The 13,275-nt window shown below is 74.2% G+C and carries 13 protein-coding genes; 7 read left to right on the forward strand and 6 right to left on the reverse strand.

Annotated elements, in window-relative coordinates:
- Position 1 precedes the first annotated feature (1 nt).
- The 5 genes from ACZ7RU_RS14140 to manA all read left to right on the forward strand — a co-directional run bounded on the left by ACZ7RU_RS14140 (position 2) and on the right by manA (position 7,646).
- Positions 2 to 928 carry a carbohydrate ABC transporter permease gene (locus ACZ7RU_RS14140; RefSeq protein ID WP_470341183.1) on the forward strand — a complete coding sequence of 309 codons (927 nt, stop codon included), beginning with the start codon at positions 2 to 4 and terminating at the stop codon, positions 926 to 928.
- 58 nt (positions 929 to 986) lie between these two features.
- Positions 987 to 2,243 (forward strand): glycoside hydrolase 5 family protein, encoded by a 1,257-nt coding sequence (locus tag ACZ7RU_RS14145; protein ID WP_470341184.1) that lies wholly within the window; start codon positions 987 to 989, stop codon positions 2,241 to 2,243.
- Positions 2,244 to 2,274: 31 nt separating this feature from the next.
- Positions 2,275 to 5,316 (forward strand): alpha-mannosidase, encoded by a 3,042-nt coding sequence (locus ACZ7RU_RS14150; protein ID WP_470341185.1) that lies wholly within the window; start codon positions 2,275 to 2,277, stop codon positions 5,314 to 5,316.
- Positions 5,317 to 5,430: 114 nt separating this feature from the next.
- Positions 5,431 to 6,363 carry an ROK family protein gene (locus ACZ7RU_RS14155; protein ID WP_470341186.1) on the forward strand — a complete coding sequence of 311 codons (933 nt, stop codon included), beginning with the start codon at positions 5,431 to 5,433 and terminating at the stop codon, positions 6,361 to 6,363.
- A 20-nt stretch (positions 6,364 to 6,383) separates the two neighbouring features.
- The gene (gene manA, locus ACZ7RU_RS14160; RefSeq protein WP_470341187.1) at positions 6,384 to 7,646 is read left to right on the forward strand and encodes a mannose-6-phosphate isomerase, class I; all 1,263 of its coding nucleotides are present in this window, start codon (positions 6,384 to 6,386) and stop codon (positions 7,644 to 7,646) included.
- A gap of 63 nt (positions 7,647 to 7,709) precedes the next feature.
- Here manA and ACZ7RU_RS14165 read toward each other — a convergent pair whose 3' ends face one another.
- From ACZ7RU_RS14165 to ACZ7RU_RS14185, 5 genes are all read right to left on the reverse strand, one after another.
- On the reverse strand, positions 7,710 to 8,105 hold the full coding sequence (locus ACZ7RU_RS14165) for a DUF2267 domain-containing protein (RefSeq protein ID WP_470341188.1): 396 nt from the start codon (positions 8,103 to 8,105) through the stop codon (positions 7,710 to 7,712).
- A gap of 254 nt (positions 8,106 to 8,359) precedes the next feature.
- On the reverse strand, positions 8,360 to 8,992 hold the full coding sequence (locus tag ACZ7RU_RS14170) for an acyl-CoA thioesterase (RefSeq protein WP_470341189.1): 633 nt from the start codon (positions 8,990 to 8,992) through the stop codon (positions 8,360 to 8,362).
- A complete protein-coding gene (locus ACZ7RU_RS14175) occupies positions 8,989 to 9,186 on the reverse strand; it encodes a hypothetical protein (protein ID WP_049657510.1) in 198 nt (65 codons plus the stop codon). Before ACZ7RU_RS14175 ends, ACZ7RU_RS14170 begins: the two co-directional genes overlap by 4 nt.
- A gap of 371 nt (positions 9,187 to 9,557) precedes the next feature.
- Positions 9,558 to 10,520, reverse strand: a complete 963-nt coding sequence (locus ACZ7RU_RS14180) for a DUF6528 family protein (protein WP_470341190.1) — start codon at positions 10,518 to 10,520, stop codon at positions 9,558 to 9,560.
- 164 nt (positions 10,521 to 10,684) lie between these two features.
- Complete coding sequence (locus tag ACZ7RU_RS14185) at positions 10,685 to 11,182, reverse strand: flavoprotein (protein ID WP_470341191.1); 498 nt, start codon at positions 11,180 to 11,182, stop codon at positions 10,685 to 10,687.
- Between the two features lie 161 nt (positions 11,183 to 11,343).
- Here ACZ7RU_RS14185 and ACZ7RU_RS14190 point away from each other — a divergent pair, with 161 nt between their 5' ends.
- Together ACZ7RU_RS14190 and dmpI are read left to right on the forward strand one after the other, a co-directional pair.
- Positions 11,344 to 12,234 (forward strand): LysR family transcriptional regulator, encoded by an 891-nt coding sequence (locus tag ACZ7RU_RS14190; RefSeq protein WP_470341192.1) that lies wholly within the window; start codon positions 11,344 to 11,346, stop codon positions 12,232 to 12,234.
- A gap of 100 nt (positions 12,235 to 12,334) precedes the next feature.
- Complete coding sequence (gene dmpI, locus ACZ7RU_RS14195; protein ID WP_401114267.1) at positions 12,335 to 12,517, forward strand: 4-oxalocrotonate tautomerase DmpI; 183 nt, start codon at positions 12,335 to 12,337, stop codon at positions 12,515 to 12,517.
- A gap of 118 nt (positions 12,518 to 12,635) precedes the next feature.
- Here dmpI and ACZ7RU_RS14200 read toward each other — a convergent pair whose 3' ends face one another.
- Complete coding sequence (locus ACZ7RU_RS14200; RefSeq protein WP_470341193.1) at positions 12,636 to 13,118, reverse strand: hypothetical protein; 483 nt, start codon at positions 13,116 to 13,118, stop codon at positions 12,636 to 12,638.
- Between the last annotated feature and the right edge of the window lie 157 nt (positions 13,119 to 13,275).

A 13,275-nucleotide genomic window follows, 5' to 3' on the forward strand; every position in this document is an offset into this window, starting at 1 on the left:
CATGACCACCGTCCGCACGAGGGCCACCAGGCCCGACGACCCGACCGGACCCGACCGGACGGCCGAGCCCGTCAAGCCGGCCAGGCCCGCCCGGGGCTTCAACACCCCCTCCACCGCCCAGACCGTCGCCCGCTACCTGCTCCTGGTGCTGGTCCTGCTGCTGGTCATCGGCCCCTTCCTGTGGCAGCTGTCCACCTCCCTCAAGGGCCCCGCCGAGGACGTCTACACCCGCACCCCGAGCTTCCTGCCCGACCAGCCCACCCTGGGCAACTACGGCAAGGTCGCCGACGTCATCCCGGTGTGGACCTACGCGCTCAACTCGGTGATCGTCGCCGCGGTCTGCATCACCGGCAACGTGGTCGGCTGCACGCTGGCCGGCTACGCGCTCGCCCGGCTGCGCTTCCGCGGCGCCAAGCTCGTCCTGGGCCTGTTCCTCGCCACCCTGATCCTGCCCGGCGAGGTCACCATCGTCTCCCAGTACGTGCTGGTGCGCGGCCTCGGCCTGGCCGACACCCTGGCCGGCGTCGCGCTACCGGGTTCGATCGCGATGCTCAACGTCCTGCTGATGCGCACCGCCTTCGCCGCCGTCCCGGTCGAGCTGGACCAGGCCGCGCTGGTGGACGGCGCAAACGTCTGGCAGCGGCTGTGGCACATCGGTCTGCCGAACGTGCGCGGCATGCTCAGCGTGATCGTGATCTTCACCTTCATCGGTGCCTGGGACGACTTCCTGTGGCCGCTGATCGTGCTCAACGACCCGCAGAAGTACACCCTCACCGTCGGGCTCCAGTACCTCAACGGCACCTTCTCCGCCAACCCCCGGCTGATCGCGGCCGGCACCATGATCGCCTTCCTGCCGATCGTCGTGGTGTTCGGCGTCTGCCAGCGCTTCTTCTTCAAGGGCGTCGAGGAGGGAGCCGTCAAGGGATAGCCCGTCAATGGGATAGCCCACCGCCCGTACGCCCCGACCCCGTTGAGGAAGATGCCCGATGACCACCGCTCCCCGTTTCGGTGTCAACTACACCCCCAGCGCCGGCTGGTTCCACCACTGGCTCGACTTCGACCTCGACGCCGTGCGCGCCGACTTCGACTCCATCGCCGCCCTCGGCCTGGACCACGTACGGGTCTTCCCGCTCTGGCCGGTCTTCCAGCCCAACCGCACCCTGATCCGCCCGCGCGCCGTCGAGCAGCTGACGGCCCTGGTGGACGCGGCCGGCGAGCGCGGGCTGGACGTCGCGGTGGACGGCCTGCAGGGCCACCTGTCCAGCTTCGACTTCCTGCCGTCCTGGACGCGGACCTGGCACCGGCGCAACATCTTCACCGACCCCGAGGTTCTCGACGGCCAGGCCGCGTACCTGCGCACCCTCGCCGGAGCGCTGCGCGAGCGCCCCAACTTCCTCGGGATGACGCTCGGCAACGAGATCAACCAGTTCTCCGGCGCCCCGCACCCCGACCCCGACCGGGCCACCCCCGCCGAGGCGGAGGCCTGGCTGCGCCGGATGCTCGACGCCTGTGAGCAGGGCGCCCCCGGCCGGCTGCACCTGCACGCCTCCTACGACGCGGCCTGGTACCTGGACGAGCACCCGTTCACCCCCTGGCACTCGGCCCGGATCGGCGCCGCGACCGCCGTGCACTCCTGGGTCTTCAACGGGACCGCCCAGCGCTACGGCGCCCACTCCACCGCCACCGCGCAGCACGCCGCGTACCTGGTCGAGCTCTCCAAGGCCTGGGCGGAGGACCCGGCCCGCCCGGTCTGGTTGCAGGAGGTCGGCGCGCCCGCCCCGCACATCACCGCGCAGGACGCGGCGCGCTTCACCGGCGCCACCGTGGCGGCCGTGCTGGACTGCCCGGACCTGTGGGGGGTGACCTGGTGGTGCTCGCACGACGTGGACCGCTCGCTCGCCGACTTCCCCGAGCTGGAGTACAGCCTCGGCCTGTTGACCACCGACCGGAAGGTCAAGCCGGCCGGCGCCCGGCTCGCCGAGGCCGCCGCCGAGGCCCGCCGGTCCTGGCAGCCGCCGAAGCCGCGCAGCACCGCCGTGGTGGTCGCCACCGGCGACGAGGTCACCTCGCCGCGGCGCGCGGTCTGCGGCCCCGGCGGTCCGGTGTACGAGGCGTTCATGCGCCTCGCCGAGGACGGTGCCAGGCCGACCGCGGTGCTCGCCGAGCACGCCGAGGACCGCGAGCACCTCGCCGCGCGTGGCATCACCGAGGTGGTCCACCCCTCCGACGTACGTTTCCCCTGACCGTCCCCAGCCCGCAACGGAGCCCGCTGACATGCACGATGACCGCACCCTGGTCGAGTCCCGCCTCAAGCGCGTCCTGGACGAGCGCATCCGCCCGGCCGTGTACCCCGAGTCCGTCCCGCTGGAGGTCGGCATCTGGACGGCGCCCGGCGAGCCCGTCCCGGTCGCCGAGGGCCTGGCCGCCCCGCGCACCCCGATCGCGGTCGGTGACGCCTGGGGCGCGCCCTGGGGCACCAGTTGGATCACCGTGACCGGCACCGTGCCCGAGGCCTGGGCCGGGCGCACCGTCGAGGCACTGATCGACCTGGGCTTCGACGCCAACATGCCCGGCTTCCAGTGCGAGGGCCTGGTCTACCGCCCGGACGGCTCCCCGGTGAAGGGCCTCAACCCGCAGAACCAGTGGGTGCGGATCGCCGCCCCGGCGGCCGGCGGCGAGCAGGTGCTGCTGCACGTCGAGGCCGCCTCCAACCCGGTCATCCTGGACTACCACCCCTTCCTGCCCACCGAGTTGGGCGACAAGGAGACGGCCGGCGACCAGCCGCAGTACAAGCTGGCCCGGATGGACCTGGCCGTCTTCGACGAGACGGTCTGGCAGCTGGTGCTGGACCTGGAGGTGCTCGGCGAGCTGATGGCCGAGCTGCCGGTGGAGGGCCCCCGCCGCTGGGAGATCCTGCGCGCGGTCGAGCGGGCGCTCGACGCGGTCGACCTCCAGGACGTCAACGGTACGGCCGCGGCCGCCCGTTCGCAGCTGGAAGGGGTGCTGGCCGCGCCCGCCGCGCCGTCCGCCCACCGGATCAGCGCGATCGGCCACGCCCACATCGACTCGGCCTGGCTCTGGCCGCTGCGCGAGACCGTCCGCAAGGTCGCCCGCACCACCGCCAACATGACCGCGCTGCTGGAGGACGAGCCGGAGTTCCGCTACACCATGTCCCAGGCGCAGCAGTTCGCCTGGATCAAGGAGCACCGCCCCGAGGTGTACGCCCGGGTCCGGAAGGCGGTGGCGGAGGGCCGGTTCGTGCCGGCCGGCGGCATGTGGGTCGAGTCCGACACCAACATGCCGAGCTCGGAGGCGATGGCCCGGCAGTTCGTGCACGGCAAGCGGTTCTTCCTGGACGAGTTCGGGGTGGAGAACCACGAGGCGTGGCTCCCGGACACCTTCGGCTTCACCGGCGGCCTGCCGCAGATCATCCGCAACGCGGGCTCCAAGTGGCTGCTGACCCAGAAGATCTCGTGGAGCCAGGTGAACCGGTTCCCGCACCACACCTTCCTCTGGGAGGGCATCGACGGGACGAGGATCTTCACCCACTTCCCGCCGGTGGACACCTACAACTGCTCGATGAAGGGCAGCGAGATCGCCCACGCGGCGCGGAACTTCAAGGACAAGGGCGTCGCCCGGCACTCGCTCGCCCCGACCGGCTGGGGCGACGGCGGCGGCGGCACCACGCGCGAGATGGTCGCCAAGGCGGCCCGGATGAAGGACCTGGAGGGCTCGGCCACCGTCCGCTGGGAGGACCCCGCCGAGTTCTTCGCCAAGGCCGAGGCCGAGTACCCGGACCCGCCGGTCTGGGTCGGCGAGCTCTACCTGGAGCTGCACCGCGCCACCCTGACCAGCCAGGCGAGGACCAAGCAGGGCAACCGGCGCAGCGAGAACCTGCTGCGCGAGGCCGAACTCTGGTGCGCCACCGCCGCGTTGCGCACCGGCGCGGCGTACCCGTACGAGCAGCTGGACCGGATCTGGAAGACCGTGCTGCTGCACCAGTTCCACGACATCCTGCCCGGCTCGTCCATCGCCTGGGTGCACCGCGAGGCCGAGGCGACGTACGCGGCGCTGGCCGCGGAGCTGGAGGGGCTGATCGGCGCGGCCCAGCAGGCGCTGGCCGGGGCCGCCGACGGCGGGCGCGAACTGGTGTTCAACGCGGCGCCGCACACCCGCTCGGCGGTTCCGGCGGGCGGGGCCGCCGTGGTCGCGTCGCCGGGCGCCGGCTGCGAGGCGGTCGAGCGGCCGGAGGGCGGCTTCACCCTGCACAACGGCCTGCTGGAGGTCGTCGTGGACGCGGACGGCCTGATCGCCTCGGTGGTCGACCTCGCGACCGGCCGGGAGACCGTCGCCCCCGGCAGCCGGGCCAACCTGCTCCAGCTGCACCCCGACTTCCCCAACATGTGGGACGCCTGGGACGTGGACCAGTTCTACCGCAACACCGTCACCGACCTGACCGGCGTGGACTCGCTCACCGCCACCTGCTCCCCCGACGCGGCCTCGGTGCGGATCGCCCGCTCCTTCGGCTCCTCCACCGTCGTCCAGACCCTCACCCTGCCGGCCGGCGAGCAGCGGCTGGACATCGACACCGAGGTCGACTGGCACGAGACCGAGAAGTTCCTCAAGGCCGCGTTCCCGCTGGACATCCACACCGAGCGCTACGCCGCCGAGACCCAGTTCGGCCACCTCTACCGGCCCACCCACACCAACACCAGCTGGGACGCCGCCAAGTTCGAGGCCTGCAACCACCGCTTCGTCCACCTCGACGAGCCCGGCTGGGGCGTCGCCCTGGTCACCGCCTCCACCTACGGCCACGACGTCACCCGCGCGGTGCGCGCCGAGGACGGCGGGACCACCACCACCGTCCGCTTCTCGCTGCTGCGCGCCCCGCGCTTCCCCGACCCGAAGACCGACCAGGGCCTGCACCGCTTCCGGCACGCCCTGGTGCCGGGCGCGGCGATCGGCGACGCCGTCCGCGAGGGCTACCGGATCGGCCTGCCCGAGCGACGGGTCACCGGCAGCGCCGAGCAGGTCGCGCCGCTGGTGGAGGTGGACGACGACGCCCTGGTGGTGAGTGCCGTCAAGCTCGCCGACGACCGCAGCGGGGACCTGATCGTCCGGGTCTACGAGGCCGGCGGCGGCCGTGTCCGGGGCCGGCTGACCACCTCCTTCCCGCTGGCCGGCGCCGTCCCCTGCGACCTGCTGGAGCGCCCCTGGGACGGCACCCGTGGCGAGGTGGCGGTCGAGGACGGCGCGGTGCGGCTCGCGCTGCGGCCGTTCGAGCTGGTCACGCTGCGGCTCAGCGCGGCCCGCTGAGCCGACGGGCCAGCGGGCCCCCGGGCCCGCTGGTCCGCCGGCCGACGTACGCTGTTCGGCGCCTCGGCCCGCTCGGCCGGGGCGCCGCCCTCATCGACCGCTTGGGAGCCCACCGTGCCCGTCACCCCGCTGTTCGCCGCCGTCGACATCGGCGGCACCAAGATCGCCGGGGCGCTGGTCGACGCCGACGGACGGCTGCGGCACCGGCTCCAGCTGCCCACCCCGGCCGCCGAGCCGGGCGCGGCCGTGCTCGCCGTCGTGCACCGGGTGCTGGAACGGCTCGCCGGCACGGCCGACTGGGCCGCCGTGACGGCCGTCGGGATCGGCAGCGCCGGCCCGGTCGACCTCGCCGACGGCACCGTCAGCCCGGTCAACATCCCTGGCTGGCGCGGCTTCCCGCTGGTCGCCGAGGTCGCCGCGCACCCGGCGGTGGCGGTCCGCGCCCTGCCCGTCCACCTCGCCGGGGACGGCGTGGCGATGGCCGCCGCCGAGCACTGGCAGGGCGCGGCCCGGGGCGCCGCCAACGCGCTCTGCCTGGTGGTGTCGACCGGCGTCGGCGCCGGGCTGGTGCTCGACGGCGTGGTGCGCCCCGGCCCCAGCGGCAACGCCGGCCACCTCGGCCACATCACCGTCGACCTGGACGGCGAGCCCTGCCCGTGCGGCTCGCGCGGCTGCCTGGAAGGCCTCGCCAGCGGCACCGCGATCGCCCGCCACGCGCTCGCCGAGGGCTGGCGGCCCGTGGACGGCGACCGGACGGCCCGCGCCGTCGCCGCCTCCGCCGCCGCGGGCGACCCGGTCGCGCTCGCCGCCTTCGACCGCGCCGCCCAGGCGCTGGCCGCCGGGATCGCCGCCACGGCCGCCCTGGTGGACCTCTCCCGGGTGGTGATCGGCGGCGGCGTGGCCGCCGCCGGGGACGTGCTGCTCACCCCGCTCGCCCGCCACCTGGACCGCTACGCCGCCCTCTCGTACGTCCGCGGCCTGGACGTGCGCCGCGCCGAACTCGGCACCGACGCCGGGCTGATCGGCGCGGCCGCGCTCTGCCGCTGACCCTCCCCGGAGCCGCCCGCATGCCGCAGCCCGCCCTCCCCCCGTTCGCCCTCCTGCGGAATCCCGTCCGCCGCTACGCCTGGGGCTCGACCACCGCCATCCCCGCGCTCACCGGCGCCGCGCCCGACGGCACCCCGCAGGCCGAACTCTGGCTGGGCGCCCACCCCTCGGCGCCGTCCCTGCTGACCGTCGAGGGCTGTGGCGGCGAAAGCGGCGGCATCGAGGGCTACGGCCGCGAGGACGGCCCGCGGCCGCTGGACGGGCTGATCGACACCGACCCGGACGGCTGGCTCGGGCCGGACACCGTACGGCGTTTCGGCCCGGCACTGCCGTTCCTGTTCAAGGTGCTGGCCGCCGAGCGGGCGCTCTCGCTCCAGGTCCACCCCACCCGCGCCCAGGCCGAGGCCGGGTACGCGGCGGAGCAGGCCCGCGGCATCCCGCTGGACGCGCCGGAACGGATCTTCAAGGACCGCGGTCACAAGCCCGAACTCATCTGCGCCCTGGGCGACTTCGAGGCACTGTGCGGCTTCCGCCCGACCACCGGCACCGCCCGGCTGCTGGACGCGCTCGGCGTGCTCCCCGCCTGGGCCACCGCCCTGCGCACCCGGCCCGCAGAGGAGGTGCTGCCCGGCCTGCTGCGCTCCGGGCTGAACGCCTCCGACGGCGAACTCACCGCCGTCACCGGGGCCTTGCGACGCACGGCGGCCGCCGAGGGCCCGTACGCCGCGAGCTGCGCCGCGTACGCCCGCCTCGCCGAGGAGTACCCCGGCGACCGGGGGCTGCTCGCCGCGCTGCTGCTCAACCACGTCCGACTCACCGCCGGGCAGGCGCTGTACCTGGACGCCGGGGTGCCGCACGCGTATCTGCGGGGCGTGGGCGTGGAGTTGATGGCCAACTCGGACAACGTGCTGCGCTGCGGGCTCACGCCCAAGCACGTCGACGCGGACGGCCTGCTGGCGGTCACGTCCTTCCGCCCCGGGGAGCCCGGGGTGCTCCTGCCGCGCCCGCTCGGGAGCGGCACCGGTGCCGGAACCGAGGAGCGGTTCCCCTCACCCGCCGAGGAGTTCGGCCTCTCCCGGCTGCGCCCCGGCGCCACCGCCGTCCGGGGCGACCTCCCCACCCCGCAGATCCTGCTCTGCGTCTCCGGGCAGGCCCGGCTGCGGGCCCCCGGCGGCGCCGAACTCCCCCTCCCCGCGGGCGCGTCGGCCTACCTGCGCCCGGGTGCCGGGCCGGTCGAGCTGACCGGCCCGGGCGCCGAGCTGTTCCGGGCCACCACCGGGTAGCGGCCGACCCCGGGACACCGCCGACCCCGGGTGACGGCCGCCCCCGGGGACACCGCCGCGGGTTCAGGCCCGCGCGGGATGGCCGAACAACAGGTCGTAGCCGTCCGGGAGTTGCTCGATCACCCGGTCCAGCAGTTCCCCCGGGACCAGGTCGGCGACGGTGCTGAGCACGGCCCCGATGTCCCACTGCGCCGTCGCCGGGGTCGCCCCGTCGATCCACCCCACCACGGCCTCCACGAAGCGCTCGGCGCTCAGCGGCTCGGCCGCGGGCCCGGCGTCGCGCAGCAGCGACGCATAGGTGACGGGCAGCACGGCGGCGAGTTCGTTCCGGTCGGACCCCACCAGGTGCTCACCGAGCAGGGCGAGCACGACCCGGGCGGCATGGTCCGCCTCGGCCTCGCCCCGGTACTCGCCGCGCTCCACGACGCGGGCGAGGAAGTCCTCCCAGGAGATGGTCATCGCGTCCTCCTTCCGGTCGGCGCCGGCCGGACCGACGGCGGCCTGCTCGCCCTGAGCCGGGAGGGAAATCGCAGCCCGTGACCACCGCGGGACGTACCGGTGCCCGTGCTGCTCAGCGTAACTCGCGCCGGCGCCTTCGGAACCTGCCTGCCGCCATTGGGAATGTGGGACCGCACGGCCCGCCCGGGCCCCGGGGGTGCCGACCGGGCGGACCGACACCGTCGTCGATCACGCCACCGGCCCGCGTCGGCGGTTCAGCCCGCCGAGGCGTGGCACCGCCTGCGCGGCCGCCGGGACGGCAGCAGCCCACCGCCGGCCGCACCGGCCGGTACGCGCTGCGCCGGGGCCGTCGCGGCCACCGTCGTGGCGGCACCCGCCGCCGTACCGGCCGTCACCGGCGTCCCGGCCGGAACGGTCGTCGCCGCGGTCACCGTCGTGGCCGCCAGGGCCGCCTGGGCGCGGGCCCCCTCCGTCATGAACGCCGAGAGAAAGACCCGCTCGGCCGGGCTCAGCGCCCGCGAGCGGCCGGATTCGCGGTCCCGCGCGACCACCACGGTCCGCGCCCGCATATAGGTCAGCCGGTCCCGGCAGACATTCACCTCGACCTGCGCGGAACTCCGTCCGAGCCGCTCCACGGTGAGCCGCACCGCCAACGGCTCCGGCCGGTGGTGCAACTGCTCGAGGTAGTCGATCTCGTGCCGCGCGATAATGAATCCGGACGGGAACAGCGACTCCCGTACGGCGGTTTCGTGGTGGCAGAACAGGTCGTAAATCCCCTCCTGGACGTAGCCGACCAGGCGGGCGTTGTTGATGTGCCCGTTCTCGTCGACGTCGCTCCACCGGGTGGGGCAGGACAGCACGTGCACGCCCGGCTGGACCGCGCTCACTGCCGGGTCAGCCCGGCACCGGCGGGGAGCAGCGCGCGCTGCAACCTGGCGTAGTAGCCGGAGTGTTCGGCCGCCATCCGGGCCGCCGTCCACCCCTCCTCGGCCGCCTCGGCGGCGGCCTGGACGACCAGACTGTCCAGCACCGCGTCGACCGCGCGGCACAGGTCGTGAACGGCCGCGAGCCGCTCGGTCACATCCGCCCCGCTTCCCGCGTTCCGGGACGGGAAGGCTGCCAGAGATTCCATCGCGAGCTGAAGGTCGTCAACTCCATCCGGCCGTGTTTCCACAGGGAAATTCCGCATGTTTTTCTCCATGACTCATTCGGCCTTTACGGCCCAGTAGCTAGCGTTCGAATACACCGGATCGGTGTCGACCCCCCGACCCCACGACGCTATCCCAGCCGACCGGGGTCGACGGATGGTTTGCGGACCGCGACGGAAAACTGACCTCCATCGGAGTAGTTTGTCGGTGTACACAATATGCCCCATCAGCCGAATGCCGTCCGCAATTCGGGTGGTATCTCCGACGCGCGCCCCGGGATCGGCCCCCCGGGGTCCGAAATCTGCTACCGGACACTCCACCACCTCGCCTTGTAGAGGTGCGTGCCGCGCAGCACCCGCGTCCCCTCCGGCCGGTGCAGGGTGATCACCGAGGTGCACCAGTCGCACGGAGCCGTGTGTTCGGGCGCCACCGTGAGCAGCCGGCCGGTGCCGGGCTCGTCACCGACGCTCTTGAGGTCCCGCTCGGCCGCCGGATCGGCCAGGTGCACGGCGGTGAAGCGGTCGGCCGCCGGGTCGTAGCGCCACAGGCCGGCCGACGTGGTCACCCAGAACCGGCCGGGAGACGCCGACACCGCCGCCAGGTCGTGCCCGCCGCGGGCCGGCAGCGGGCTGCTCCGCACCTCGGCGAGGGTCGGCGCGGCCGGGGTGCCCCCGACCCGCAGCGCGGTCAACGCCGTGTCGCCGAGCACCAGGAGCAGGCCGGTCCGCCCGTCCCAGTGGACCCCGTGCGCGCCGGGCAGCGGGAACTCCGCGTACGCCGCGGCCCGCGGCCCCTGCGAGGCCGCGTACAGCCGCACCCAGCCGCCCCTGCTCGCCGCCACGGCCACGTTGCCGTCCGGCAGCAGCTCGATGCTGTGCGGGTTGGCGGCCGTCCCCAGGTCCGCGGCCCAGTGGACGCGGCCGGTGGTGGTCTCCACGACCGCCGCCAGTCCGCCGGAGGCGGTGGTCAGCAGATAGCGACGGCCCTGCCGGACCCGGGACTTCACCTCGTCCGGGTCGGTCCAGCTGCGCGCGGGTGCCAGATCCGCCAACTCCGTTGCCCGGTCGGCGCTCCACGCCCAGACCACCGGCAGCCGGTCCGGGCCCCGGTAGGCCATCAGCTCCTCGGCGCTCTGCAACACCAGCACACTGCGCGAGGCCTGGTCCACGACCGCCACCTGCCGGCCCGGGGACCCGGCCCACGCGCCGTTCCCGGGCGCGCAGAGCAGCAGGGCGACCGCGAGGGCCGGCGGCGTTCTCCTCAGCACGCCTTCACCGTCGGTGCTGCGCGCCGACTCCGCTCGGCGGCACGTCCGAACGGACGATCGACGTCGCGGACGGGGGACGGCGACTCCGGCGGCGGGTCCGCCTCCCAACGCCCGGCGGCCCGGCGCCCGGAGACGTCGGTCCGCGCGCCGCGCCAGCCACCCTGTCAGTCCCGCAGCAGCTCAAGGGCCCGCGTCCAGTCGTACGAACCCGGCGTGAAGTCCGCGATCCGCACCCCCATCCGCCGCAGCCTCGCCAGGCTCTCCCCGTACGCCGGGTGCGCCGACTGCGCCGCGCTCAGGCAGGGCTGCACGGCGACGGGGACACCCCAGCCGTACGACTCGCAGAGGATTCCGAGGGCGAGGGTGTCGGAGATGCCGAGGGCCCACTTGTTGATCGAGTTGAAGGTGGCCGGGGACACCACGATCGCGTCCGGATCCGGCAACGGCCGGGGCTCGCCCGGCTTGCGCCAGGCCGAACGGATCGGGTACCCGGTCTGCGCGACGATCGCCTCGGCGTCGATCATCGGCATCGCGTGGGGCGTCGCCACCACCCCCACGTCCCACCCCTGCCCCTGCGCGGCCGCGATCAGCTCCCCCACCCCACCCGCGACCCCCGCCGCGCACACCACCACGTACAGCACCGGCTTCTTCGCCTCGGACACCTTAGGACTCCCCACTCCCGGCCCACCTGCGGACCCCAGAACAGTAAGCCGTCCGCCCGGTCCGCTCCGTGCTGCCCGACCTCGGCGGAACCCTCCGCTCCGGCACCCGCCCCGGCCTGGGACGATGGGGGTGTCGAGGGCCGATCGAGCAGGGGGACCGCATGGAGCTACGGCAGCTGCGCTGTTTCGTGGCCGTCGCCGAGGAGCTGCACTTCGGACGGGCCGCCGAGCGGCTGTTGCTCGGGCAGCCCGCGGTGAGTCAGCAGGTCCGGCGGCTGGAACGGGAGTTGAGGGTCGAGTTGTTCGACCGGTCGCCCCGGTACGTCCGGTTGACCCCGGCCGGCGAGCGCTTCCTGGGTGCGGCCAGGGACGTGCTGGCCGCCGAGAGCGCCGCCCGGGCCGTGGCCGCCGGCCTGGCCGCGCCCGCCGCGCTCCGGCTCGGCACCGTCACGGGGCTCGGTGAGCGGCTCGACCTGATCCTGGACACCTACCAGCGGCGGGCGCCCGAGGTGCGCGTCGAGCTTCAGGACGCCCCGGTGCGGGAGCGGCTGGCCCGCCTCGCGGACGGCCGCCTCGACGCCGCGTTCGTCCGGGGTGCGATCGCCGAGCAGAGCCCGGAGCTCCGGTTCCTGCCCGTCTGGCAGGACGAGCTGGTGCTGGCGCTTCCCGGCCGGCACCCCCTCGCCGACCGGTCCGAGGTCGATCTCGCGGAACTCGCCGACCTGCCGCTCCGGTTGACCGAACGCCGCAACCATCCGGCGCTGGTGGACCTGGTGGGCTCCTGCGCGAGGGCCGGCTTCGAGCCGACCCTCGGCCCGCCCCACGGCTCGCTCCAGGACACCCTGGCGTCGATCGGCACCGGCACGCCGATGTGGACGGTGGTTTACGCCGCGAACGCCCGGATGGTGAACGCCCGCCGGATCGCCTTCCGCCCCTGCCGGACCCCGCTGGCGCTGCCGACCTCGATCGCCGTCCGGCGTTCCGGCCCGCTCCCCCGGCTGCTCCTGGAAGCCTGCCGATCGACGGCGACCCGGGACGATCGGGATTCGTGATCGCTGCCAGAACGATTCCGGTCTGGGTGCGGAGGGCCCGCCCGGGGTGGACTGTTCCCAGCCGGAGATCCCGGTGGAACAACCCGGTCAGGAGCCGAGGATGCCGATCGTCACCATTCAGCAGGGCCCGCGCGAGGTCGAGCAGAAGCGCGAGCTGGTCAAGCGGGTCACCGAGGCCTTCGTGGAGGCCCTGGAGGTCCCCGCCGAGAGCGTGTACGTGTGGATCCAGGAGTACCCGGCGGAGAACTGGGGCGCGGCCGGCAGGCTCGTCGCGGACCGGTAGCCGCCCCGGACGGCGGGCGCCGGAACCGGCCCCACGCCGCACCGCGCCATCCCCGCGCCGCCGCACAGGAAGTCGGGTAGGCCGACTTCCTGTGCGGCGGCCGCTTCGCGGCACTCGCTCAGGGGGCCGCGTAGCGAGTGACGTTGGTGATCCGGCAGTTGACCTTGCCGGACACCTGCGCCGCCCCCGGGGCCTTCTGCACGGCAGCCTGGTTGGGGGCGAGGTTGTTGGTCGCGGCGGCGCCCTCGGCAACGCGGGTACCGGAGGCGTCGGTGAACTCCAGTTGCACGATGTAGTTACTGCTCTTGCTGCTGTGGTTGGTGATCTTGACCTCGGCCTCGGGCATCTTCAGCACGTCGTTGACCGTGCACTTGGTGATCTCGGCGTCCTTGACGGCGTCGCCGCCACCGGCGGGGGCCGCGGCCGGCGGGGCGGCCGCGGGAGCGGTGTCGCCCGCGGCGGGAGCCGCCGGGGCGCCGGCGGTGGTCGCGACGACAGCCGGGGCGGTGGTCTTGCTGCTGGTGGTGGTGCTGGGGTCGCATGCTGCCAGACCGAGAACGGTGGCGCCGGCGGCGAGCAGGGTGAGGGCGGTGCGACGCATGGGTTCCTCTGGGACGTGGTGCGGTTGGTTGGAGCGACCGTAGCGATGCGCACCGTTCCGCGCGGATCCCGTGACGGGTCCGTGACCGGTCCGGGACCTACTCGTCGGTCAAGATCGGAGAACAGTGGACCGCGGCCTCGAGAATTCGCGAATACGG

It is taken from the genome of Kitasatospora sp. NPDC114501, assembly GCF_055633695.1.